This is a genomic window from Kaistia granuli DSM 23481 (assembly GCF_000380505.1).
Classification (GTDB): Bacteria; Pseudomonadota; Alphaproteobacteria; order Rhizobiales; family Kaistiaceae; genus Kaistia; species Kaistia granuli.
Genome location: NZ_AQYH01000008.1, coordinates 311,124 through 335,982 on the forward strand (window position 1 = coordinate 311,124; position 24,859 = coordinate 335,982).

The window sequence follows — 24,859 nt, forward strand, 5'->3', positions numbered from 1 at the left end:
ACGGTTCCGGCAATCTCTCAGCCTGAGACCGTTCGTGAATTCGCCAGGCCGAGCCGGCTGGCGTGGTCTTCGAGGACCGGAGCGGAGCGGACTTTGGGTCCGTGAGCACCGGAAGCGCAGAAGACCGCGTCAGACGGCCGGCCTAGTAGAATTGGCGGGCGGTCTCAGCGGGTGAAGCTGATGACGTTGCCAGCATCGACATTGATGATGTTGCCGGTCGACTTGTTCGACAGGTCGGCGGCGAGGAAGTAGGCAGCCTCGGCGATGTCTTCCGGGAACACGCTGCGCTTCAGCAGCGAGCGGTTGCGGTAGAACTCCTCGAGATCGTCCTCGCCGATCTTGTTCGACTCGGCGCGCTGCTGGCGCCACTCGCCCTGCCAGATCTTCGAGCCGCGCAACACCGCGTCCGGGTTGATCGTGTTGACGCGGATGCCGAACGGCGCGCCCTCCAGCGCCAGGCAGCGGGCGAGATGGATCTCGGCCGCCTTGGCGGTGCAGTAGGCCGAGGCGCCGGCCGAAGCCGCGAGGCCGTTCTTCGAGGCGATGAAGACGATCGAGCCGCCGAGCTTCTGCGTCTTCATGATGCGATAGGCGGCGCGGGAGACGAGGAAATAGCCCGTCGCGAGGATCGCGATGTTCTTGTCCCAGGTCTCGAGCGTCGTTTCCTCGAACGGCGCGGCGGACGAAATACCGGCATTGGAGACGAGGATATCGATGCCGCCATACTCGATCAGCGTGTCGTGGAACGCCTTGTCGACCGCGCCCTCGCTGGTGACGTTGGCGATGACGCCGCGGATGTTGTCCTTGCCGAACTTGGCGCCGAGACCGGAAACGGTGGTGTCGAGCGCCGCCTGGTCGATATCGGCGATCATGACGACCGCGCCTTCCTGCAGGTAGCGGACGGCGGTGGCCGAGCCGATGCCGCCGGCGCCGCCGGTGATGAAGGCGATGCGGCCGGCGAGCGACTTCGGCTTCGGCATGCGCTGGAGCTTGGCTTCTTCAAGCAGCCAGTACTCGATGTCGAAGGCTTCCTGCTCGTCGAGGCCGACATAGGTCGACACCGTCGAGGCGCCGCGCATCACGTTGATGGCGTTGACGTAGAACTCGCCGGCGATGCGGGCGGTGGCCTTGTCGCGGGCAAAGGTGATCATGCCGACGCCGGGCACGAGGTAGACAACGGCGTTGGGATCGCGCATCGCCGGGCTGTCGGCGTGCTTGCAGCGGTCGTAGTAGGCGGCGTAGTCGGCGCGATAGGCATCGAGCGCGCCGTCGAGACCTTCGAGCACCGCGTCCAGATTATCCTTGGCCGGATCGTAGTCGACGACCAGCGGCCGGATCTTGGTGCGGAGGAAATGATCCGGGCAGGACGTGCCGAGCGCCGCCAATGAGCGAAGCTGAGCGGAATTGACGAATTCGAGCACGGCCGGCTGGTCGTCGAAATGGCCGATCTTCGATTCCGTCTTGCCGATGCGGCCGCGGATCTGCGGCATCAGGCTGGCTGCGACGGCGCGGCGCTTGTCGGCGTCGAGCGACTGCGCGACGGCGCCACCGAAGATCGCCTTGCCCTCAGTCTCCTTGGCGAACCAGGCGATCGCCTTGTTGATGATCTCGAGCGTCAGCCCATAGACGCCCTTGGAGGTGTCGGCCCAGGTGAACAGGCCGTGGCTCTCGAGCACGACACCCTTGGCGTTCGGGTTCTCGTTGGCGAATTTCGACAGCCACAGGCCAAGCTCGAAGCCCGGGCGCTTCCAGGGCAGCCAGCCGATCGTGTCGCCGTAGATCTGCTGGGTCAGTTCCCTCGAGTTCTTCGAGGCGGCGATGGCGATGATTGCGTCGGGATGCATGTGGTCGACATGCTTGTAGGGCACGTAAGCGTGCAGCGGCGTGTCGATCGAGGCCGCGCGGGGATTGAGGTTGAAGGTGCAGTGCGGCAGCAGGCCGACCATCTCGTCCTCGAACTCGAGGCCGCGATAGATGCCCTTCAGTGCTTCGAGCTTGTCCTGGTAGAGGGTCGCGAAACCGTCGAGCTTCATCGAACCGACATCGCCGCCCGACCCCTTGACCCAGAGCACCGTGACGTCCTGACCGGAGAGCGGATCCTTCTCGACGACCTTGGCCGACGTGTTGCCGCCACCGAAATTGGTGATGCGCTTGTCGGAACCGAGCAGGTTGGAGCGATAGAGCAGGAGTTCCGCCTCACCGAGGCCGGCGGCCTTGGCGTCGTCCCAGCGATTGTCGAGGAGATGCGAGGAAACGGGTTCGGTCATGATCGAGGTGCTCTTGATCGGTCGCCGCTTCGCATGGCGCGAGCGCATCGGATCGGCGAACCATCCACGGGGGACGTCGCTCGGCCTGTCCAGCCGAGGACCACGCAATTGCGTCTGATGATCTGTCAGGGGCCCCGCCGCTTGTCAATCAAAACCAGTCAGATCGGAGCATGATGCCGGAGATATTGCGCTGCATTATGACTGATGTTGACTATTTTGCGTCGCATCATTAGCGGGAATGATCGTTTCTGATTGACAATCATCGGAAAGCTTGGACAATCCCGCTCCGTCGGAGGGACGCATGCACGAAATCGAGCGCCACAGGATCATCCTCGGCGAGGTGGCCGAGCGCCCTGTCGTCACGGTGGCGCAGCTTGTCGGCCTCACCGGCGCCTCCGAAGCCACGATCCGGCGCGACATCACCGCCCTGAACGACGACGGCCAGCTGCGCAAGGTACGCGGCGGCGCCGAGCGGCTGCAGGGCTCGAACGGCATCGGCAGCCTGATGACGCCGGCCTTCGAGGAAACCCGGCTGCAGAACCTTCCCGCCAAGCGCGCCATCGCCCGCGCCGCCGCCAGCCTGGTCGAGGACGGCGAGTCGATCATCGTCAATGGCGGCACCACCACCTACTGCCTCGGTCCCTACATCGCCGATCGCAAGCTGCGCGTCCTCACCAATTCGCTCGATCTCGCGCTCTATCTGATCGGCAATGGCGATTGCCAGGTCGTGCTGCCGGGCGGCGACATCCATCGCGAGCAGCGCATGGTGGTCAGCCCCTACACCAACGACACGGTGATCGAGCACTTCTACGCCGCCAAGTATTTCCTCGGCGCCCACGCCATCCGCCGCCAGGGCCTGATCGAGGGCGATCCCGTCCTGATCAAGGCCGAGCAGAAGATGCTGAAGCAGGCCGAGCAGGTGATCGCGCTGGTCGACGGCTCGAAGTTCCAGCCGCGCGGCAGCCTGATCCTCTGTCCCCTGACCCAGCTCGACCGGGTGATCACGGACAGTTCGGCGCCGAAGGAAGCCTGTGACATGCTGCGCGACGCCGGCGTCATCGTCGATGTCGTCGAGGTCGAAGCGGAGAGTTGATGATCTGATCTTGCCAATCCCGGCCAACAAAAAAGGCGGCGCCAAGCCGTTGTTCAAGGGAAACGCCAAGTCATGCAGCCAATCCTCGCCCTGGAGGGGGTGTCGAAATCCTTCGCCGGCGTGAAAGCGCTCAAGGACGTCTCGTTCGACGTCCGCCCGGGCGAAGTGCATGCGCTGATGGGCGAGAACGGCGCCGGCAAGTCGACGCTGATCAAGGTCATCGCGGGCGTGCATGCGCCCGACAGCGGCGAGATCCGCGTCAATGGCGAGCTCGTCCGCTTCGCGACGCCGCGCGAGGCCCGCGCCGCCGGCATCGCCACCGTCTACCAGGAGCTTCTGCTCTTCCCCGAGCTTTCGGTCGCCGAGAATATCTATCTCGGCCATGCGCCGCGCATGACCATGAACGCGCTCGACTGGACGAAGATGCGCGACGGCGCCCGCCGCCTGCTCGACGACCTCGACAGCCACGATCTCGACGTCGACGCCCGCGTCGGCAGCCTCTCCGTCGCCAACCGCCAGCGTGTCGAGATCGCCAAGGCGCTGTCGCAGGACGCGCGCGTGCTGATCATGGACGAGCCGACGGCGGCGCTGTCCGACACCGACGCCCGCCGGCTGATGGACGTCGTCCGCCGGCTGCGCGATCGCGGCGTCGCCATCGTCTATGTCTCGCACCGCATGCCCGAGATCTTCGCGCTCGCCACCCGCGTCACGGTGCTGCGCGACGGCGCCTATGTCGGCACCCGCGACATCGGCGACATCACCGAGGCCGACCTCGTCTCGATGATGGTCGGCCGGCCGGTCGACCAGCTGTTTCCGAAGACCGACGCCGAGATCGGCGCGCCGGTGCTGGAACTGCGCAACATCGCCTATCGCGACGAAGTCGAGGACATCTCCTTCACCATCCGCGCCGGCGAGATCGTCGGCATCGCCGGGCTGATCGGCTCCGGCCGGACCGAACTGGCGCTCACCATCTTCGGCATCACGCCGGCGACCTCGGGCGAGATCCTGCTCGACGGCAAGCCGGTGCGGATCACCGACCCGAAACAAGCGCGCGACCTCGGCATCGCCTATGTGCCGGAGGATCGCGGTCTGCAGGGGCTGATCAAGCCGCAGACGATCCGCGAGAACCTGTCGCTAGCCCTGCTCGACCGCATCTCGACGGCGACCATCGTCGACCGCGCCAAGGAATCGCGCCTGGCGCGCGAGCTGATCCAGCGCTTCGGCATCCGCGCCCGCGGGCCGGAACAACTCGTGAAGCAGCTCTCCGGCGGCAACCAGCAGAAGGTCGTGCTGGCGAAATGGGTGGCGACGGAGCCGCGCGTGCTGATCATGGACGAACCGACGCGCGGCATCGACGTCGGCGCCAAGGCCGAGATCCACGCGCTGATGAGCCGCCTCGCCGGCCAGGGTCTCGCCGTGCTGATGATCTCCAGCGAACTGCCGGAAGTGCTCGGCATGAGCGACCGCGTGCTGGTCATGAACAATGGCCGCATCGTCGCCGAATTCGATCGCGCCGAGGCGACGCCCGACAGCGTCGGCACGGCGATGATGCAATCGCAAACCCTGCCGGAGGTCGCATGATGACGGCGTCCAGTCCCGCCGTCCCGCGCACGGCGCCGGCGATGCGGCCGATGAAGCGGATCGCCGCCTATGGTCAGGAATTCATCCTGCTCGGCGCCATCGTCGCGCTGTTCGTCGTCGTCAGCTTCGTCAATCCGCGCTTCCTCGGCGCCAACAACATCTCCAACATCTTCGCCGGCAACGCCTATATCGCGGTGGCGGCGATCGGCATGTCGCTGGTGATCATCTCCGGCCATATCGACGTCGCCGTCGGTTCGCTGATCGGCGTGCTGGCGACGATCTCCGGCACGCTCGCCGTCAACGGCTACCCGATCTGGCTCGCCTGGCTGGTGCCGGTCCTGGTCGGCATCGTCGTCAATGCCGGCGTCGGCGCGCTGATCGCCTATCTCCGCATCCCGTCGATCGTCGTCACGCTCGGCATGCTGTCGATCCTGAAGGGCGGCCTGATCAGCGTCACCGCCGGCGCCTGGATCACCAACCTGCCGGCCGACTATCTGATCGCCCAGTTCCGCCTGTTCGGCATCCCCTCGCCGGTCTGGTTCATGGTGATCCTGACCGCGCTGGTGGCGTTCTGGATGCGCTATTCGGGCTTCGGCCGGACGATCTACGCGATCGGCGGCAATGTCGAGGCGGCCCGCGTCGCCGGCATCCAGGTCGAGCGCTCGACCGTCATCGTCTTCGCCATCCACGGCGCCTTCGCCGGCATCGCAGCGGTCCTGTTCGCGACGCAATTGCAGGTCATCCAGTCGACGGTTCCGCCCAATCTGGAGCTGACCGTGATCACCGCCTCGGTCGTCGGCGGCGTCTCGATCCTCGGCGGCACCGGCACGGTGATCGGCTCGACCCTGGCCGCGATCCTGTTCGCCGCGATCGCCTCCTCGCTCATCTTCCTCAATGTCTCCGCCTATTGGCTGCGCTCGGTGCAGGGTCTCCTGATCCTGATCACCGTGCTCGCCGACATGGCGCGGCGACGCCGGCTCCGGTGACGATCCGATGACCGCAACCCTCCGCTCCCTGCTCCGCCACGAGACGATCCTGGCGATCCTGCTCGTCCTGGTGCTCGCCGCGCTGGCGACCCAGTCCGACCGCTTCTTCACCACCGCCAACCTCCTGAACCAAGGCCGCCTGATGGCCGAGGTCGGGCTGGTGGCGCTGGTGATGACCTTCGTCATCGTCACCGGCGGCATCGACCTGTCGGTTGGCTCGATCCTCGGACTGACGGCGATCCTGCTCGGCGTGTTCTGGCACAATCTCGGCCTGCCGCTGCCCGTCGCCATGGTGCTGGCGATCGTCGCGGCCGGCATCGGCGGGCTGATCAACGGGCTGATCATCACCCGCTTCAAGGTCCCCCCGCTGATCGCCACGCTGGCGACTCTGGCGCTCTATCGCGGTCTCGCCGAAGGCATCAGCCAGGCGCGCTCGGTGCGCGGCTATCCCGAATGGTTCTTCGTGCTCGGCCAGGGCGAGGTGCTCGGCGTGCCGACGCAGCTCTGGATCCTCGGCGCACTGGTCGTGATCGCCGCCGTGGTGCTCGGACTGACGACCTTCGGCCGCGCTACCTATGCCACCGGCGCCAACGAGACGGGCGCGCGCTTCTCCGGCATCGGCGTCGATCGCACCAAGCTCCTGATCTACACCGCCTCCGGCCTCGTCGCCGGGCTCGCCGGCGTCATCTTCGTCTCGCGCGTCTCGACGACCCGCTCCGACATGGGCACGGGCCTTGAACTCGACGTCATCACCGCCGTGGTGCTCGGCGGCACGTCGATCTTCGGCGGCCGCGGCACCATCATCGGCACCGTCCTCGGCCTGATCCTGATGCAGGCACTGAAGAACGGACTCGCACTCTCCGGGGTCAAGGGCGACGGCACCATCGTCGTCATCGGCCTTGTGCTCATCCTCGCGATCGTCGCGAGCAATCTCTTCAGCCGCGAGGGCGACGGCTGATTCAGCAGGGGACGAGGGGGTCTCGCCGAAACAACAAAGGCCCCGGCGTCATTTTGGAGGAGAAGAGCAATGTTGAAGAGAACCGTAGCACTGGCGCTGGGCCTCAGCCTCGGCGTCAGCAGCGCCGCCCTTGCAGCGACCTGGACCGGCGGCGACGACCTGCCGACCAATCCGCTCGCCTGCAACGGCACCCCGGGCAAGGCCGAGGCCAAGCCCTATGACGGCGGCGTGCCCACCAACGCCCCCGACCGCAAGGGCAAGCCGATCAAGGTGGTCGACGTGCCGAAGCTGATCGGCATCGGATATTTCAACGCCACCTCGAAGGGCATCGCCGACGCCGCCAAGGAACTCGGCAATGTCGAGGCCAAGACCGACGGCCCGACGCAGGCGAACATCGACCAGCAGATCTCGTTCATCGACAACTACATCACGTCCGGCGTCGACGGCATCCTGTTCGCCGCCAACGATCCGGTCGCCATCGCGCCCGTGCTGAAGAAGGCGCTCGCCGCCGGCATCAACGTCGTCGGCTATGACGCCAACTCGCAGCCGGACGCCCGCCAGTGGTTCGTCAACCAGGCCGAATTCAACGGCATCGCCAAGGCGCTGGTCGACAACATGGCCAAGGAAGTCGGCGAGGACGCGTCCTTCGCCATCGTCACATCGACCTTCACCACGCCGAACCAGGCACGCTGGATCTCGGAGATGGAGGCCTACCAGGCCAAGTGCCATCCCAACATGAAGTGGCTGGAGACCGTCGAGGCGCAGGAAGACAACGTCCTCTCCTTCAACCAGGCGACGACGCTGATCAACAAGCATGGCGATGACCTGAAGGGCATCTTCGGCATGACCTCGGTCGCGACCCCGGCATCCGCCGAGGCCGTCACCCAGGCCGGAAAATGCGGCAAGATCTCGGTCGTCGGCCTCGCCACGCCGAATGCCATGAAGCCCTATGTCGAGAAGGACTGCGTCAAGTCGGTCGTGCTCTGGAACCCTGTCGATCTCGGCTATGCCGCTCTGCAGGTGCTGCGCGCCACCGCCGATGGCGACCTGAAGCCCGGCGCGACCTCGGTCAAGGCGGGCAAGCTCGGCGATCTGCAGGTGATCAATGGTTCCGAGATCCTGCTCGGCGCCCCGTTCACCTTCACCAAGGACAACATCAAGGACTTCGATTTCTGATCGAGATCCGATCCCGCGCGAGGCATGGTCCGCCATGCCTCGCGTTTTCTTTTCTCGGGTTTGCCGTTTCACCTCTTGCCGTGGCTCCCGATCGTTTCATGCCCCATCCGGAGCCGGACCTTGCCTCTCTCGACCGATGATCCCGAATTCGCCGCCCTCAGAACCCTGTCCGCGGCGCTCGGCCGCGATCCGCACCGGACCCAGGCGGCCGGCGGCAACACCTCGCTGAAGCGCGACGGCGTGCTCTGGGTCAAGGCATCCGGCACCTGGCTCGCCCACGCCGAGGCGCAGGAGATCTTCCTCCCCGTCGCGCTGGCGCCGCTGCTCGCCGCCGTCCACGCCAATGACGAGCGCGCCGCCAAGGCGACCGATTTCGTCGTGGCCGACGCCAATCCGCTCAACCTGCGTCCCTCCGTCGAAACCTCGGTGCACGCCGTGCTGCCGCAGGCGGCCGTGCTGCACATCCACTGCGTCGAGACGGTGGCGCTGGTCGGCAGGGTCGACGCGGAAGCCGCGATCGCGGCCCGGCTCGACGGCCTTGCCGGGGTAACCTGGGCCTATGTGCCCTATGTAAAGCCCGGCCTGCCGCTGGCGCGCGCGATCGACGCGGTGTCGAAGCCCGGCACCAATGTCGTCGTGCTCGGCAATCACGGCCTGATCGTCGCCGCCGACACGGTCGGCGCGGCGGGGCAGTTGGTCGAGCGCGTCTCGGCGGCGCTGGCCTCGCCCGTCCGTCCCGCGCCGGCCGCCGACATGGCGGCGCTCAAGGCGCTGGCGGAGGGCTCGCCCTACCGCCTGCCGGAGGATCCCGCAGCGCATGCGACGGCCACGGATCCCGCCCGCCTCGCCATCGCCCGCCAGGGCACGCTCTACCCCGACCACGTCGTCTTCCTCGGCAGCGGCATCGCCGTGCTCGACGACGGCGACACGCCGGCAGCACTCGCCGCAAGATCCCCGATTGCCCCGATGCTCGTCGCCGTGCCCGGCAAGGGCGTGCTGATCCACAGGGAAGTCCTGCGGGGCGGTGATGCGCTCGCCCGCGCGCTCGCCGACGTCACCGGCCGCATTCCCGCCGACGCGACGCTCCACTTCCTCACCGTCGAGCAGGAACAGGAGCTCGTCACCTGGGACGCCGAGATCTACCGCCGCGCGCTCGCCAGCGCCGCCAAGACCTGAAGCGAAGAGCCGACGCATGCCGAAAGCCATCGCCGTCCTCGACATCGGCAAGTCGAACGCCAAGCTTGCCCTGCTCGATCTCGAAACCCGCGTCGTCCTCGATATCCGGACCCGGAAAAACGCCGTCCTGCCCGGCCCGCCCTACCCGCATTTTGACGTCGACGGCATCTGGGACTGGTTCCTCGACGGGCTGACGGAGTTCGCCGGGAAGGCGGAAATCGCCGTCATCGCCACGACGACACATGGCGCGGCGATCGCCGTGCTCGGCCGCGACGGCCTCGCTCTGCCGGTGCTCGACTATGAATTCGCCGGGCCGGACGCCGTGACGGACGATTATCGCAAGGCGCGCGGCGACTTCGCCGAAATCCTGTCGCCCGACTTGCCGGGCGGGCTCAATGCCGGGCGGCAGCTCTACTGGATGGCGCGGACCTTCCCAGCCGAATTCGCCGGCGCCGAGGCGGTCGTGCCCTATCCGCAATACTGGGTCTGGCGACTGACCGGCCGGCGCGTCGCCGAGGCGACCTCGTTCGGCGCCCATAGCGACCTCTGGAACGGCCGCGCCGGCACCTATTCCACCCTCGCCGCGAAGGAGGGCTGGACGAAGTTGTTCCCGCCGCGCGTCGCGCCCTGGGATACGGTCGGAGCGGTGCTGCCGGAGATCGCGGCGCGAACCGGCCTTTCGCCGGACTGCCGCGTCGTCGCCGGCATCCACGATTCGAACGCCAGCCTGCTGCCACATATCCTAGCGCGGCCGCTGCCCTTCACGGTGATCTCGACCGGGACGTGGATGATCACCTTCGCCGCCGGCGGCAGCCTCGATCCTCTCGACGCCGAGCGCGGCGGCCTCGCCTATGCTGACGCCTTCGCCCGGCCGGTGCCGTCGGCGATGTCGATGGCGGGCCGCGAATTCGAGATCCTGACAGAGGGCAAGGCGGTCGAGCCGGCTCCGGCCGACATCGCCGCCGTGCTGGAACGCGGCGTCATGGCTCTTCCCGGCTTCGTCGCCGGCAATGGGCCGTTCGGGCGGCGCAAGGGCAACTGGACCGTCGATACCGCCACTCTGTCGCCCGGCGAGCGCACGGCGGCGGCGAGCCTCTATGTCGCGCTGGTGGCGGAAACCTGCCTGCGGCTGACCGGTGCCGAGGGGCCGGTGCTGATCGAGGGGCCGTTCGCCAGGAACCCGCTCTTCCTCTCCGCGCTTGCTGCGCTCGTCGACCGGCCCGTCATCGGCCGCCCCGACGCGACCGGCACGACGGAGGGCGCGGCGCTGCTCGCCGACGGTCCCGACCATGCCCATCCGGCAGCGCCCGACCCCGCCCCGGCCACGCCGCTCGGCCTTGGCTTCGCCGCCTATGCGGCGCTATGGAAGCAGACGGCCGAAGGCTGAGAAAATCATCCCGGCGCGACGCGACGGCGCTTGTCGCCGGCCCCCGTTCCATGACCACATGCAGACACGATCAGGAGGATCCGGTGCCAAAATACGCCTTCAAGATGCAGCTTCATCCGGGCCAGGAAGCCGAATACAAGCGGCGGCACGACGAGATCTGGCCGGAATTGTCGGCGCTCCTGAAGGAGGCCGGCGTCTCCGACTATTCGATCCATCTCGACCGCGAGACCGGGACGCTGTTCGCCGTGCTCTGGCGCACCGACGACCATCGCATGGACGATCTGCCGTCGCATCCGGTGATGCGGCGCTGGTGGGCCCACATGGCCGACATCATGGCCTCGCATCCGAACAACGAACCGGTCGCCACGCCGCTCGAAACCGTCTTCCACATGCCGTGATCGCCTGATGTCCGATAGCCAGCCTGCCCCCGAAGGCCAGAAAATGCCCAAAGCCACCGTCGTCCTCGACATCGGCAAGACCAACGCCAAGCTCGCCCTGGTCGACGCCGCAACGCGCGCCAGCCTCGCCATCCGCACCACGACGAACGAGGTGGTGACCGAGGGCCTCTATCCGCATTACGACGTCGAGCGGCTGTGGAAGTGGATCCTGGAGGGATTGCGGGAATTCGCCGGCCAGGCCGACATCGAGTGCATCTCGACGACGACGCATGGCGCCGCCATCGCCGTGATCGACGGCGACGACCTCGTGATGCCGATCCTCGACTATGAGTTCAAGGGGCCGGATTCGGTCGCCGAGGCCTACCGGCCGCAGCGCGGCGCGTTCTGGGAGACGCTGTCGCCGGACCTGCCGGCCGGCCTCAATGTCGGCCGCCAGCTCTACTGGCAGCAGCAGACCTACCCCTCCGCCTTCGGCCGCGCCAAGACCATCCTGTTCTATCCGCAATTCTGGGTCTGGCGGCTGACCGGCGCGAAAGTCAGCGAGCCGACCATGCTCGGCTGCCATACCGACCTCTGGAACCCGGAGGCCGGCACCTTCTCGCGCCTCGCCGAGGATCGCGGCTGGGCCGCCATGGTGCCGCCGCGCCTGCACCCCTGGGACACGGCCGGCACGATCAAGGCGGAAATCGCAGCGAAGACCGGCCTCAGCCCCGATTGCCGCGTCGTCGCCGGCATCCACGATTCCAATGCCAGCCTGCTGCCGCATATCCTGCGCCGCCGGCCACCCTTCTCGGTGATCTCGACCGGCACCTGGATGATCTTCTTCGCCGTCGGCGGCTCGATCGCCGATCTCGATCCGGCCCGTGACTGCCTCGCCAATGTCGACGCCTTCGGCCGTGCCATCCCGTCGGCCCGCTTCATGGCGGGGCGCGAATTCTCGCTTCTGACGGCGGATGCGAAGGTAACGCCGACCGAGGCGGAGATCGCCCGCGTGCTCGAGGAGCGCATCCTGGCGCTGCCGTCCTTCGCGCCCGGCACCGGCCCCTATGCCTTCCTCGACGGCCATTGGAGCCACGATCCGGCGACCCTGTCGCCGGGCGAGCGGATCGCCGCAGCCAGCCTCTATTGCGCGCTGGTCGCCGACACCTGCCTGCAGCTAACGGGCGCCGCCGGGCCGATCATCATCGAGGGGCCGATCTCGCGCAACGCGCTGTTCCTGTCGGCGCTGACCAGCATCGTCGACCGCCCCGTCATCGCCCGCGCCGACGCGACCGGCACCACCGAGGGCGCCGCCCTGCTGGCGACCGGTCCCGAGGGCGTCAGCCCCGGTCTGCCCGATCCGGAGCCGGCGGCGCCGCTCGCCCACGACGTCACCGCCTATGTCGCCGCCTGGCGCGACGCGCTCGAATAGAGCGGGCTGCCGCAGCGGCGCGCCGGATTGACCGGCGTGCCGGCTGCTGTAACCTTCTGCGATCAGCGCCGCGGGGGAGACGCCTGCCACCCGGCAGGCGGCCGGCGCGCCGATCAGGGCTTGCACGCATGCATCGCACGGCTGCAGGAAGTCTCGTGGCGCCGCCGCGCCCGATGATCGACGGTGTCTCGGCCCCGCGCAGGGGGCGAGCATGGCCGGAAATCTGACGCTGGCGGAACTCGAGGCCGAGATCGGCATCGGCTCGATCGACACGGTGATCGTCGCGTTCCCGGACATGCAGGGCCGCCTGCTCGGCAAGCGCTTCACCGGCCGCTTCTTCCTCGACAGCGCCGTTCACGAGACGCATGCCTGCAACTATCTCCTGACCGTCGACATCGACATGGAGCCGGTGCCCGGCTACGCCGCCGCCAGCTGGGAGAAGGGCTATGGCGACTTCGTCCTGAAGCCCGATATCTCGACGCTGCGCCGCATTCCCTGGCTCGACGGCACCGCGCTGATGCTGGCCGATGTCTGCGACCATGATGGCGAGGACCTCGTCCACGCACCGCGCTCGATCCTGAAGGCGCAGCTGAAGCGGCTGGCGGCGCGCGACATGCAGGCGCTCTTCGCCTCCGAGCTCGAATTCTACGCCTTCGACGAGACGACGGAGAGCGCGGGCGCCAAGCGCTGGCGCGGCCTCAAGACGATGGGCGACAATATCGAGGATTATCAAATCCTCCAGACCAGCAAGAACGAGCCGCTGCTGCGCGCCATCCGCAACGGGCTGACGGGAGCGGGCATCCCGGTCGAGAATTCGAAGGGCGAATGGGGCCCGGGCCAGGAAGAGGTCAATGTCCGCTACGCCGAGGCCCTCGAAATGGCCGACTGGCACGTCATCATGAAGAACGGCATCAAGGAGATCGCCCATCTCCAGAACCGGGCCGTCACCTTCATGGCGAAATGGCGCTACGACCTTGCCGGCTCGTCCTCGCACATCCATTCGTCGCTCTGGGACGGGGCCGGCAGTTCCGCCCTGTTCGCCGATGATTTCGACCCGCTCGGCATGTCGGCGACGATGAAATCCTGGCTCGCCGGCCACCTCGCCCATGCCGGCGAGATGACCCTGTTCCTCGCCCCCTACATCAATTCCTACAAGCGCTTCCAGGTCGGTACCTTCGCGCCGACCAAGGCGATCTGGTCGGTCGACAACCGCACGGCGGGCTTCCGCGTCGTCGGCCATGGCAAGTCGATCCGCACCGAATGCCGGATCGGAGGCGCCGATTTGAACCCCTATCTCGCCTTTGCGGCGCTGATCGCCGCCGGGCTCCACGGAATCGATGAAACGCTGGAGCTCGAACCGGCCTTTGCCGGCGACGCCTATCACGACGGCCATCTGCGCGACGTGCCGAAGACCCTGCGCGAGGCGATCGCAGCGCTCGACGGCTCCACCATGCTGCGCGCCGCCCTCGGCGACGCCGTCGTCGAACACTATCTTCATACGGCGCGCTGGGAGCAGCTCGAATATGACCGCCGTGTCACCGACTGGGAACTGCAGCGCGGCTTCGAGCGCTACTGAAGCGCCTTCCGCAGGAAGAAGATCATGAACGCCCCTCTCCTCCAGATCATCACCCCCGTTGACGGCTCCATCTATGCCGAGCGGCCGCTGGCCTCGGAAGCCGAGGTCCTCGCCGTGCTGAAGCGGGCCAAGGCGGCGCAGCGCGACTGGCGCGAGACCACCGTCGACGAACGCGCCGCCATCGCTGGCCGCTTCGTCGACGCCATGGTGGCGGAGAAGGACAAGGTGGCCGAGTTGATCGCCTGGCAGATGGGCCGGCCGATCCGCTACGGCCATGGCGAGATGCGCGGCTTCGAGGAACGCGCCCGCTACATGATCGCCATCGCCGAAAGGTCGCTCGCCGATATCGATCCGGGGCCGAAGGAAGGCTTCCGGCGCTATATCCGCCGCGAGCCGCTCGGCGTCTGCCTGAACCTGCCGGCGTGGAACTTCCCCTACATGACGGCGCTCAACGCCGTGCTGCCGGCGATCCTCGCGGGCAACGCCGTCGTCATGAAGCATTCGAGCCAGACGGCGCTGGTGGCCGAGCACTTTGCCAGCGACTTCGAAAAGGCAGCCCTGCCGCAAAACGTGTTCCAGTATGTGAACATGACGCATGAGACGACGGACCGGGTGATCCGCTCCGGCCTCGTCGACCAGGTCGGCTTCACCGGCTCGACCTCGGGCGGCCGCCAGGTCATGGCGTCGATCGCCGGCGCGCCGAACTTCCCCGCCTCCTGCCTCGAGCTCGGCGGCAAGGACCCGGCCTATGTCCGGCCCGACGTCAATCTCGCCTTCGCGATCGAGAACATTGTCGATGGCGGCTTCTTCAATTCCGGCCAGTCCTGCTGCGCTATGGAACGCGTCTATGTGCATGAGGCGGTCTATGACCGTTTTGTCGAGGGCGTCGTCGCCACCGTCAACGCCTACAAGCTCGGCAGCCCGACCGATCCGGCGACGACGCTCGGCCCCGTGGTTCGCGCCTCGGCGGCGGCCTTCATCCAGGGACAGATCGACGAGGCCGTTCGCTCCGGCGCCAGGCCGCTGATCGACGTCAGAAACTTCCCGGAAGCGAAAGCCGGCACGCCCTATCTGGCGCCGCAGGTTCTCGTCGATGTGGACCATTCGATGCGCTTCATGATGGAGGAAACCTTCGGCCCGGCCTTCGGCATCATGAGGGTGAAGTCCGACGACGAGGCGATCCGCCTGATGAACGATTCGGAATTCGGCCTGACCGCCGCGATCTGGACCGAGGATCTGGAGGCGGCCGAAGCGATCGGCGACCGCCTTGAAACGGGCACCGTGTTCATGAACCGCTGCGACTATGTCGATCCGGCGCTCGCCTGGACCGGCATCAAGGCAACCGGGCGCGGCGCCAGCCTCTCGGTGGTCGGTTACGAGCAATTGACCCGGCCGAAGAGTTTTCACCTGCGCACCAGGACGGACTGATCGCCCGCAGAACCATCTCCGGCCATGCCCGGCACGCCTACCGGACAGCCCCACCGATCGCCTCAAGGACCGCCATGCTCGACAATTATGCCTCGCTGAACGCCAACTGGTCCTATCCGACCGCCATCCGATTCGGCGCCGGACGCATCGCCGAACTGCCGGCGGCGCTCGTCGCGGCGGGGATCGGGCGCCCGCTCTTCGTCACCGATCCCGGCCTCGTCGCACTGCCGATCGTCGGCAAAGCGCTGGCGATCCTCGATGCGGCCAAGGTCCCCTACTCGGTGTTCTCGAAGGTCGACGGCAATCCGACGCTCGCCAATCTGGACGACGGCCTCGCCGCCTACCGGGCCGGCGGCCATGACGGCGTGATCGCCTTTGGCGGCGGCTCGGCCATGGATATCGGCAAGACCATCGCCTTCATGGCGGGCCAGGCCCGGCCGGTGTTCGATTTCGAGGATCGAGCCGACTGGTGGACGCGGGCCGACCCCAAGGGCATCGCGCCGATCATTGCCGTGCCGACGACGGCCGGCACCGGCTCGGAAGTCGGCCGCGCCGGCGTCATCACCGATCCGAGCGATCACACCAAGAAGATCATCTTCCACCCGCTGATGCTGCCGAAGGTCGTCATTGCCGATCCGGAGCTGACGGTGGACCTGCCGGCCAAGATCACCGCCTGGACCGGCATGGATGCGCTGTCGCATTCGCTGGAGGCGTGGTGCAGCCCGTTCTTCCATCCGATGTCGGCCGGGATCGCGCTCGAAGGCATGCGGCTGGTCAAGGACTGGCTGCCGACGGCGGTCGCCGACGGCCAAAACATCACGGCGCGCTCGCAGATGCTGATCGCCTCGTCGATGGGCGCCGTCGCCTTCCAGAAGGGGCTCGGCGCCATGCATGCGATGAGCCATCCGACATCGAGCCTGCGCGGCAGCCATCATGGCCTAACCAACGCCGTCGTCATGCCCTATGTGCTCGCCTTCAACCAGCCTGCCATCGACGAGAAGCTGGCGGCGCTCGCCCGCTATCTCGACCTGCCCGGCCGGTCGGCCGACAGCGTCGTCGACTGGGTGCTGGCACTGCGCCGCGAACTCGGCATTCCGCATACGCTGAAGGAAATCGGCGTCGACGAATCGATCCTGCCGGACGCGGCCCGGATGGCGGAGCTCGATCCCTCCAATGGCGGCAACCCGACACCGCTCGTCGCGGCCGACTATGACCGCCTGTTCCGGAACGCCATCCACGGATCGCTCTGATCAACTCTCGCCCGGGCTGGCCCGCGTGTAGCGCCGGCCCTTGCACCACCGCGCCTGAACCGCCATGAAGGGCGCCATTCGCGTCCGGAGAAACTTGAATGCCAAGCCCTGCCAAGAGCCCCGACATCGTCTGCATCGGCGAGCCCCTGTTCGAACTCAACCAGGCCAAGGGCGACGTGGTGTTCCGGCCGGGCCATGGCGGCGACACGTCTAACTGCGCCATCGCGGCGGCGCGCCAGGGCGCCTCGGTCGGCTATGTGACGGCGATCGGCACCGATAATTTCGGCCAGTCCTTCCTGGATCTCTGGAAGCAGGAAGGCGTCGACACCAGCGCCGTCAAGCGCGACGGCACCGCCCCGACCGGCATCTATTTCGTCACCCACGGCCCCGAAGGACACGTCTTCTCCTATCGCCGCGCCGGATCGGCCGCGAGCCGGATGACGCCGGAGGAACTGCCGGGCGACTATATTCGCGGCGCCAAGGTGATCCACACCTCCGGCATCAGCCAGGCGATTTCCTCGCAGGCGGCCGATTTCGTCTTCGCCGCGATGCGCGCCGCGAAAGAGGCCGGCAAGCTCGTCTCCTACGACACCAATCTCCGGCTCCGCCTCTGGCCGATCGACCGCGCCCGCGCCGTCATTCATGCCGCCGCCGGCCTCGCCGACATTCTGAAGACAAGCTCCGACGACGCCTTCGAGCTGACGGGCGAGAAGGACGCCGACAAGATCGCCGACTTCTATCTCGGCCTCGGCCCGAAGATCGTCATCGTCACCATGGGCCCCGACGGCGCGCTGGTGGCGACGGCGGAGAAGCGGATGGTGATCCCGGCGATCCGCGTGAAGCCGGTCGACGCCACCGGCGCCGGCGACACCTTCGACGGCGCTTTCCTGACCGAATATCTCCGTTCGGCCGATCCCTTCGCCGCCGCCCGCTACGCCAACGCCGCCGCGGGCCTGGCGACCGAGGGCTATGGCGCCGTCGCGCCGATGCCGACCCGCAACGCCGTCGAAGCGGCGCTCGCCGAGCGCCGATGAAAGCAAGCGAACCGGTCAAAGCTCCCGGCGAAGGGGACGCGGCATCGGCCAAACGGCCGATGCATCGCTGCGTCCTCTATCTCGGCGGCTACGACCCGGTTACGCCGGAGAAATTCTTCCGGCGCCAGGCTCGCGAACTCGGCCATTTCCGCGACACCTGGGGCGTCGACGCAACCGTATCGGCGCCGGAAAAATCCGCCGACGGCCAGGTCTGGCGGACGGAGATCGCCACCAGAGCCGACGGCTGGACGAGCCGGACCGACTTCCGGCTGCTCGCCTGGGACGATCTGGTCAAGAACGACTTCGCCCGGCCGATCTGGCAGCGTGTGCCGCTGTCGCTGGGCGTGCTGGCCGATTTCCTCGTTTCCGGTACCGTCTTCCGCTACTTCTTCGCGGCCTGGCGCTTCGCGCTCTACTTCCTCTTTCCCTTCGTGCTGTCGCTCGCCTTCGTCATCGTCGCCGCCTTCGCCGCCTCGCTGGTGCTGCGGCTCGATCCTTGGGGCGCGGCGATCCTCGCTCCCCTCGCCGGCCTCGCCATCTATGCCGGGCTGATGCGCTGGCCGGGCGGGCGCTGGTTCGTCAGCCATCTGCTCGATGCCCGCACCTTCATGGGCGAGTACATGCGCGGTGACCGCGCCGACATGAATGCGCGGGTCGAGCGTTTCGCCGGCGAGATCGTCGAGGCGGCCCTTTCGGGGCGCTTCGACGAGGTCCTGATCGTCGGCCACAGCCAGGGCAGCGTCTTCGCGCTCGAGGCGCTCGCGCGCGCGCTGGCGCAGGACCCCGATCTCGTCCGGCGCGGTCCGTCGATCGCCGTCATGACCGTCGGCTCCTGCGTGCTCCAGCTCGGCCTGCATCCGGCCGCCAAGGTGCTTCGGGAGCGGATCGAATGCGTCCGGCAGGAGCCGGCGATCAAATGGCTCGAATTCCAGGCGCTGACCGACGTCGTCAATTTCTACAAGACCGATCCGATCCGCCTGATGCGGCTCGACAAGGCCGGTTCCAGGCCTTTCCCGCATGTCACGATCGTGCGGGTGCGCGAAATGCTGGCGCCCGACGACTACAGCCGCATCCGGAACAGTCTTTTCCGTGTGCACTATCAGTTCGTCATGGGCAACACGCGCCGCTACTTCTATGATTTCTTCCTGATTTGCTGCGGACCGCTTCGTCTTGGCGACCGCTTCTCCCTGACGACGAAGACGGTTACGAAAGACATGCGGCCGGAGACCTCCGGCCCCGATGTTCCGGAAGCCTGAGAGGACGACATGACGCCGTTTGCTGCCACGATCTGTTGGGTTGCCGGGTTGGTGATCTGGTTCATCATCCGCTACCCGCACCAGCGCCGGTCGCGGAAGCACCAGATCGTGGATTCGCGCGACCGCGCCAGCCAGCAGTCGCTGGTGGCGATCTCGGTGGTCGGCGTCGGCCTGATCCCGGCGATCTGGGCGCTCACCGGCTTCCCCGAAGGCGCCGACCTGCCCTTCTCGCCGATCGCCGCCTGGATCGGCGTCGTCGCGGTGGCCGCCTATCTCTGGTTCTTCTATCGCAGCCACAAGGATCTCGGCCACAACTGGTCGGCGACCCTGGAGATCCGCGCCAAGCACACGCTGGTGACGAGCGGCGTCTACCACTATGTCCGACACCCGATGTATGTCTCGTTCTGGCTGATGGCGGTGGCGCAGGCGTTGTTGCTGCAGAACTGGTTCGTCGGCCTCGCCGGTCTCGTCGGCATCGGCATCCTCTATTTCTTCCGCGTGAAGAAGGAAGAGAAGCTGATGCTCGACACGTTCGGCGGCACCTATCGCGACTATTCGCGCAAGACCGCCCGGCTGATCCCGTTCATCTACTGAGGCATAGGCCGCGCCACGTCCGTCCCAGCGGGAATGGCGCGGCCCATCGACCGGCTCAGCCGTCCTTCATCGCGGCGAGAAGAGCGGCGCCGTTGTTCTCGAACATCTTCAGATAGGTCGGCGCCGGGCCCTCCGGCGACGACAGCGCGTCGGAATAGAGCGCGCCGCCGATCTTGACGCCCGTCTCGCGGGCGATCTGGTTCAGAAGCCTCGGATCGGTGATGTTCTCGGCGAACAGCGCCTTGATGTTCTCCGCCTTGATCTGGCGGATGATCTTGGCGACATCGGCGGCCGAGGCCTCGCTCTCGGTGCTGACACCCTCGGGCGCGGCGAACTGGATGCCGTAGGCATCGGCGAAATAGCCGAAGGCGTCATGGCTGGTGACGATCTTGCGTCGGGCTTCCGGGATCGCGGCGAATTCAGCCTTGAAGCGCGCATCGACCGCTTGCAGCGCCGCCGCGAGCTGATCGCCCCTCGCCTTGTAGTCGGCCGCATGAGCGGGATCCGCTTTGCTCAGCCCGGCGACGATGTTCCTCACATAGAGGACGCCGTTCAGCGGGTTCTGCCAGGCATGCGGATCGACGTCGTGGCTATGGCCCTCATGCGCCGCGTGGTCATGACCGGAGGGATCGTGGCCCGCCTCGTCGCCATGCGCCGCTTCCTCGGCGCCATGCGCGTCACCGCCCTTGAAGGCGATCGTCCGCACGCCCTCGCTGGCGACGACCGTCTCGCCCTTGAAGCCGGAAACGGTGACAAGGCGGCCGAGCCAACCTTCAAGGCCGAGACCGTTCTCCACCAGCACCGCCGCGCCGCCGAGCGCCTTCGCGTCCGATGGGCTGGGCTCGAATGTATGGGCGTCACCATCCGGCCCGACCAGTGTGCGGACCTCGACATGATCGCCGCCCACCTCGGAGACGAGATCGCCGAGGATCGAGAAGCTGGCGACGACCTTGAGCTTCTCGGCCGCCTGGGCAGGGAGCGCGACGACGAGGGCAAGCGCCGCCGCGATGAGCCATGGGGATGACTTCATTGGGTAGAACTCCTGTGAAAGAGAGGTGTCTCAGCCCCTCAGATGCCGCGCATGCAACGCCTGACGGACAAAGCTTCCGTGCCGCCCCGCGAGGATCGACACGGCATGGATGGCGCCGGCGACCAGAATGATGGCCGGCGAGGTCGGCAGTTCGCCGTGATAGGAAATCAGCAGGCCGGCGGCCGAGGAGACGATGCCGATGACGGCGGCCCCACCGATCTGGCCCGGAACCGTTTCGCTCCAGAACCGCGCGGAGGCGGCCGGAAGCACGATCAGGCCCACAACCATCAACGTGCCGAGGGCGTTGAAGCCGCCGACGAGATTGAGCACCACCAGCGCCAGGAACAGGAAATGCGCCAGGCCACCGGCGCCGCCGACGCTCTTCAGGAAGCCGGGATCGAAGCACTCCGCCACCAGCAGCCGGTAGATCAGCGCCAGCGACAGCAGCGTCACCGTGGCGATGCCGCCGATCAGGTAGAGCGACGGATCGTCGAGCGCCAGCACGTTGCCGAACAGGACATGCAGCAGGTCGATGTTCGAGCCCTTGATCGAGACGATCATCACGCCGAGACCGAGCGAGACGAGATAGAAGGCGGCGAAACTCGCATCTTCGCGCAACGGTGTGGTGCGGGCGATCGCGCCGGCGCCGAGCGCCACCAGCAGGCCGGCCGCGACGCCGCCGACCGTCATCGCGAACAACGAGAAGCCGGAGAGCAGGAAGCCGATCGCAGCACCCGGCAGGATCGCATGTGCCATCACATCGCCCATCAGGCTCATGCGGCGCAGCACCAGGAACACGCCGATCGGCGCGCCGGAAATCGACAGCGCGACGCAGCCCATCAGGGCGCGGCGCATGAAGCCGAACTCGGCGAACGGCCCGAAAACCAGGTCATAGAAGCTCATCACGCAGGCATCTCGCAGAGTTCGGCATTGTCCTCGAACGCCTCGTGCAGATGCCGGGCGCGGGCGAGATTGGCGTCGGTCAGCACCTCGGTCGTCGGCCCCCAGGCGACCTTTTCCCGCGCCAGCAGGAGGGTTTCGGGGATCCGCTCGCGCACCATGTCGAGATCATGCAGCACGGTGATGACCGTGCGCCCTTCCGCGTGCCAGCCGGCGATCAGGGCCAGCAGATCGTCGCAGGTCCGCGCGTCGATGGCGGTGAAGGGTTCGTCGAGCAGGATCAGCCGCGTATCCTGCAACAGGAGCCGGGCGAACAACGCGCGCTGGAACTGGCCGCCGGAGAGTGTGTCGATGTTCCTGTCCTCGAAGCCGGTCAGCCCGACGGTGGCGATCGCCGCCTCGACGGCGCCGAGCGACTTGCGGCCGATCGACGAGAAGATGCCTGCCTTGCGCCAGAGCCCCATCGCGGCGACGTCGAGCACGCGCATCGGAAACGAGCGGTCGAGCGCGCTCTGCTGCGGCAGATAGCCGATGTCGTGGCGCGCGATGCCGTCGAGAACGATGCGGCCGCTATCCGGCTTGATCAGCCCGACGATGCCCTTGAGCAAGGTCGACTTGCCGGCGCCGTTCGGGCCGAAGATCGCCGTGAACGAGCCCGGCCGGAATTCGCCCGAGACATGATGCACGGCCGGATGGCGGCGATAGGAAAGGGTCAGATTGTCGAGGCGGATCGACGGCGCGGATGGCTTCAGCATGCCGTCACCCGATCGCCCACAGGATGCCGACCCAGATGGCGCCGATCAGCAGCGCCGCGATCACCAGCCGTTCCAGCGCCGAAGCGAGGAACATCGAATGCCGGTAGACGCGCGCCGACGCGACGCGGGCCGGCCTGGATGTGTCGGGATGATGGTGATGGCCATGGGCCCCATGGTCATGGCCATGCCGTTCCTGGCCATGACCATGGGGCCCAGCCGGAACCGGAATCGGCCCGTCGGTCACTCCGACGCCCTCGCTCGCATGTGCCATGGCGGATCCATCTCGCTGCTGTTGTGACATGTTATGTTATATCATTTCAATCGAGACAAGCCCCCGCTGCCATTTTTCCCGCGATCGACACCATCCGGTCGGCGGCGAGGCAATGCCGACCTGCCGTAGCGGCGCCTGGCAGCCATCGCGTTCCATGCCACCGCAAGGCGCGACAGTTCGAAGCAGCATCACAAGGATCAGCAAGACTTCGTCGAAGTAACACTTGCCAATACTGGAATTAGAATAATTTCAGACTGTTACATATTCTTGACTTGCCAACACAACAGGTTCAAACGTCGGCCAACCGCGCCACGATCGGTGACGCTTTGACGGCAGTTTTCCTGCTGCCGATTGGAGTGGACGATGGTCTCGATGTCTCGACATTGCCTCTCGCCCGCCCGGCCGACATGCCCCGGGGGCCCCTTCTGATGGCGACGCGCATTCCTGTCGACACATCCGGCGCCGTGATGTCCCACTATCTGGAGCGCCCGCCGGAAAAGCTCGTCGTCGAGGGCCTGCGGCGCTGGATGCAGGGCTGCGAGCGCGGTTCGGTCGCGTGCTGGGAACGCGCCGCCAGCCTCTATGCCGAGGAACTCGGCGTCGCCGAAGGTTCGCGGGTGCTCGGGGCGCTGGCCCATTGGGTCGCGACGCTCCGGACCTGGATGGATCGGCCGGCCGGGCTGTCCCCCTCCGAGTGCCCGCGCCTTTGCCGCGACGAATGCTTCGCCGTCACCATGATCGCCGCCTGCCAGAACCATGACGACGACAGCCTGAGCCATGCGCTCGGCCGGCTGGTGCCGCCGGAGGGGCGCGGCGACGTTGTCCGCGCCACCCGCGCCTTCGCCGACGCGCTGGCCGAGACCGGACAGATCCTCATTCCCGTGCCGGGCGCCGTGATCCGCGAGATCGGCTCCCGCCCCTGCCGCCGGCAGTTCCATTGAGATTCACCGCACGATTTCACACACCGGAGACGATTGTGAAGATGAAGAAGATGCTCCTCGCCGCCACGGCAGTGCTGGCCCTTTCGGGCGCGCTGCCGGCCATGGCCGCCGATGCGCCGGCCGCCAGCGCCGTGCTGAAGAACTATGGCGACATCGCCCAGGCGAAGTATGAGGACGCGCTCAGCGGCGCCAAGGCACTGAACGCCGCCGTCGACGCGCTGATCGCCAACCCGACCGACGCGACGCTGGCCGCCGCCCGCGACGCCTGGAAGGCCTCGCGCCCGGCCTATCAGCAGACCGAGGTCTATCGCTTCGGCAATGCCATCGTCGATGACTGGGAAGGCCGCGTGAACGCCTGGCCGCTCGACGAGGGCCTGATCGACTATGTCGATACCAAGTCCTATGGCGACAGCTCGGATTCGAACCCGCTCTACAACGCCAACGTCATCGCCAACAAGGAACTGCAGATCGGCCCAGACAAGGTCGACGCCAGCGTGATCAACGCCGAGCTGCTGCACAAGCTGCAGGAAGCCGGCGACGTCGAGGCGAATGTCGCCACCGGCTATCACGCCATCGAGTTCCTGCTCTGGGGCCAGGACCTGAACGGCACCGATGCCGGCGCCGGCAACCGCCCGGCCACCGACTTCGACACCAAGAACTGCACCAACGGCAATTGCGACCGCCGCGCCGAGTTCCTGAAGGCCGCGACCGATCTGCTGGTCGCCGACCTCGAGGAAATGGTCGGCAACTGGCAGGCCGATGGCGAAGCCCGCAAGCAGCTCGCCGCCAAGGGTGACGAAGGTGGCCTCGCCACCATCCTGACCGGCATCGGCTCGCTCTCCTATGGCGAACTGGCCGGCGAGCGCATGAAGCTCGGCCTGATCCTGCACGATCCGGAAGAGGAGCATGACTGCTTCTCGGACAACACCGCCAACAGCCACTATTACGACCAGGCCGGCATGGTCGCCGCCTGGCAGGGCAAGTACACCCGCGCCGACGGCAAGGTCGTCGAGGGCCCGAGCATCCGTGATTTCGCGGCCGCCAAGAACGCCGACGCCGCCAAGCGGGTCGACGACGCGCTCGCCGTCACCACCGCCAAGATGCAGGTCCTCAAGGATACGTCCGACAAGGGCGAAGCCTATGACCAGATGATCGGCGCCGGCAACGACAACGGCAACGCCATCGTCCAGGAAGCGATCGACGGACTGGTTGCCCAGACCCGCGCCGTCGAGGCGGTGGTCGCCGCCCTCGGCCTGAAGATCGAAGTCGAAGGCTCCGACAGCCTTGACAACCCCTCGGCCGTCTCGGCCGAGTAACACCCTGTCCGCCGCGTTAGCGCGGTCTCATCCTCGGCGCGGCCGCCTCGCGCGGCCGCGCCATCAGAGTTCCAG

At 67.0% G+C, this 24,859-nt stretch carries 22 protein-coding genes; 17 read left to right on the forward strand and 5 right to left on the reverse strand.

Going from position 1 to position 24,859, the window contains the following annotated elements; all coding sequences use genetic code 11:
* Positions 1 to 164 precede the first annotated feature (164 nt).
* A complete protein-coding gene (locus tag G342_RS0113855; RefSeq protein WP_026304428.1) occupies positions 165 to 2,267 on the reverse strand; it encodes a bifunctional rhamnulose-1-phosphate aldolase/short-chain dehydrogenase in 2,103 nt (700 codons plus the stop codon).
* A gap of 301 nt (positions 2,268 to 2,568) precedes the next feature.
* On the opposite strand from G342_RS0113855, the gene G342_RS0113860 reads away from it, so the two are divergent.
* The 15 genes from G342_RS0113860 to G342_RS0113930 all read left to right on the forward strand — a co-directional run bounded on the left by G342_RS0113860 (position 2,569) and on the right by G342_RS0113930 (position 19,571).
* Positions 2,569 to 3,360 carry a DeoR/GlpR family DNA-binding transcription regulator gene (locus G342_RS0113860; RefSeq protein WP_018183757.1) on the forward strand — a complete coding sequence of 264 codons (792 nt, stop codon included), beginning with the start codon at positions 2,569 to 2,571 and terminating at the stop codon, positions 3,358 to 3,360.
* Between the two features lie 72 nt (positions 3,361 to 3,432).
* Positions 3,433 to 4,941 (forward strand): sugar ABC transporter ATP-binding protein, encoded by a 1,509-nt coding sequence (locus G342_RS24175; protein ID WP_018183758.1) that lies wholly within the window; start codon positions 3,433 to 3,435, stop codon positions 4,939 to 4,941.
* On the forward strand, positions 4,938 to 5,927 hold the full coding sequence (locus G342_RS0113870) for an ABC transporter permease (protein WP_018183759.1): 990 nt from the start codon (positions 4,938 to 4,940) through the stop codon (positions 5,925 to 5,927). The genes G342_RS24175 and G342_RS0113870 overlap by 4 nt, the downstream gene beginning before the upstream one ends.
* A 7-nt stretch (positions 5,928 to 5,934) precedes the next feature.
* Positions 5,935 to 6,885 (forward strand): ABC transporter permease, encoded by a 951-nt coding sequence (locus G342_RS0113875; RefSeq protein WP_018183760.1) that lies wholly within the window; start codon positions 5,935 to 5,937, stop codon positions 6,883 to 6,885.
* Between the two features lie 69 nt (positions 6,886 to 6,954).
* Entirely contained in the window at positions 6,955 to 8,061 is a 1,107-nt protein-coding gene (locus G342_RS0113880; protein ID WP_018183761.1) for an autoinducer 2 ABC transporter substrate-binding protein, read from the forward strand.
* A 120-nt stretch (positions 8,062 to 8,181) separates the two neighbouring features.
* Positions 8,182 to 9,237, forward strand: coding sequence for a class II aldolase/adducin family protein (locus G342_RS0113885; RefSeq protein WP_018183762.1), 1,056 nt, complete (start codon positions 8,182 to 8,184; stop codon positions 9,235 to 9,237).
* Between the two features lie 16 nt (positions 9,238 to 9,253).
* Positions 9,254 to 10,624 carry an FGGY-family carbohydrate kinase gene (locus G342_RS0113890; RefSeq protein ID WP_018183763.1) on the forward strand — a complete coding sequence of 457 codons (1,371 nt, stop codon included), beginning with the start codon at positions 9,254 to 9,256 and terminating at the stop codon, positions 10,622 to 10,624.
* Positions 10,625 to 10,707: 83 nt separating this feature from the next.
* A complete protein-coding gene (gene rhaM, locus G342_RS0113895; RefSeq protein ID WP_018183764.1) occupies positions 10,708 to 11,022 on the forward strand; it encodes an L-rhamnose mutarotase in 315 nt (104 codons plus the stop codon).
* Positions 11,023 to 11,065: 43 nt separating this feature from the next.
* The gene (locus tag G342_RS0113900) at positions 11,066 to 12,433 is read left to right on the forward strand and encodes an FGGY-family carbohydrate kinase (protein WP_018183765.1); all 1,368 of its coding nucleotides are present in this window, start codon (positions 11,066 to 11,068) and stop codon (positions 12,431 to 12,433) included.
* Positions 12,434 to 12,644: 211 nt separating this feature from the next.
* Positions 12,645 to 14,009, forward strand: coding sequence for a glutamine synthetase family protein (locus G342_RS0113905; RefSeq protein ID WP_018183766.1), 1,365 nt, complete (start codon positions 12,645 to 12,647; stop codon positions 14,007 to 14,009).
* Positions 14,010 to 14,033: 24 nt separating this feature from the next.
* A complete protein-coding gene (locus G342_RS0113910; RefSeq protein WP_018183767.1) occupies positions 14,034 to 15,437 on the forward strand; it encodes an aldehyde dehydrogenase family protein in 1,404 nt (467 codons plus the stop codon).
* A gap of 74 nt (positions 15,438 to 15,511) precedes the next feature.
* The gene (locus G342_RS0113915; protein ID WP_018183768.1) at positions 15,512 to 16,687 is read left to right on the forward strand and encodes an iron-containing alcohol dehydrogenase; all 1,176 of its coding nucleotides are present in this window, start codon (positions 15,512 to 15,514) and stop codon (positions 16,685 to 16,687) included.
* Positions 16,688 to 16,785: 98 nt separating this feature from the next.
* Positions 16,786 to 17,721 carry a sugar kinase gene (locus tag G342_RS0113920; RefSeq protein ID WP_018183769.1) on the forward strand — a complete coding sequence of 312 codons (936 nt, stop codon included), beginning with the start codon at positions 16,786 to 16,788 and terminating at the stop codon, positions 17,719 to 17,721.
* Between the two features lie 59 nt (positions 17,722 to 17,780).
* Positions 17,781 to 18,977 (forward strand): hypothetical protein, encoded by a 1,197-nt coding sequence (locus tag G342_RS24180; protein WP_018183770.1) that lies wholly within the window; start codon positions 17,781 to 17,783, stop codon positions 18,975 to 18,977.
* A gap of 9 nt (positions 18,978 to 18,986) precedes the next feature.
* On the forward strand, positions 18,987 to 19,571 hold the full coding sequence (locus tag G342_RS0113930; protein WP_026304429.1) for a protein-S-isoprenylcysteine O-methyltransferase: 585 nt from the start codon (positions 18,987 to 18,989) through the stop codon (positions 19,569 to 19,571).
* A gap of 55 nt (positions 19,572 to 19,626) precedes the next feature.
* Here the strand turns inward: G342_RS0113930 and G342_RS0113935 are convergent, their stop codons facing one another.
* The 4 genes from G342_RS0113935 to G342_RS26020 are packed head-to-tail and all read right to left on the reverse strand — an operon-like array spanning position 19,627 to position 22,527.
* Positions 19,627 to 20,601, reverse strand: coding sequence for a metal ABC transporter substrate-binding protein (locus tag G342_RS0113935; protein WP_018183772.1), 975 nt, complete (start codon positions 20,599 to 20,601; stop codon positions 19,627 to 19,629).
* Between the two features lie 30 nt (positions 20,602 to 20,631).
* The gene (locus tag G342_RS0113940) at positions 20,632 to 21,504 is read right to left on the reverse strand and encodes a metal ABC transporter permease (protein WP_018183773.1); all 873 of its coding nucleotides are present in this window, start codon (positions 21,502 to 21,504) and stop codon (positions 20,632 to 20,634) included.
* A complete protein-coding gene (locus G342_RS0113945) occupies positions 21,504 to 22,256 on the reverse strand; it encodes a metal ABC transporter ATP-binding protein (RefSeq protein ID WP_018183774.1) in 753 nt (250 codons plus the stop codon). The genes G342_RS0113940 and G342_RS0113945 overlap by 1 nt, the downstream gene beginning before the upstream one ends.
* Before the next feature lie 4 nt (positions 22,257 to 22,260).
* On the reverse strand, positions 22,261 to 22,527 hold the full coding sequence (locus tag G342_RS26020) for a hypothetical protein (RefSeq protein WP_156830945.1): 267 nt from the start codon (positions 22,525 to 22,527) through the stop codon (positions 22,261 to 22,263).
* A gap of 428 nt (positions 22,528 to 22,955) precedes the next feature.
* Here G342_RS26020 and G342_RS0113960 point away from each other — a divergent pair, with 428 nt between their 5' ends.
* Together G342_RS0113960 and G342_RS0113965 are read left to right on the forward strand one after the other, a co-directional pair.
* The gene (locus tag G342_RS0113960; protein ID WP_040878877.1) at positions 22,956 to 23,468 is read left to right on the forward strand and encodes a hypothetical protein; all 513 of its coding nucleotides are present in this window, start codon (positions 22,956 to 22,958) and stop codon (positions 23,466 to 23,468) included.
* Between the two features lie 41 nt (positions 23,469 to 23,509).
* A complete protein-coding gene (locus tag G342_RS0113965) occupies positions 23,510 to 24,784 on the forward strand; it encodes an imelysin family protein (RefSeq protein ID WP_018183778.1) in 1,275 nt (424 codons plus the stop codon).
* Positions 24,785 to 24,859: the final 75 nt, after the last annotated feature.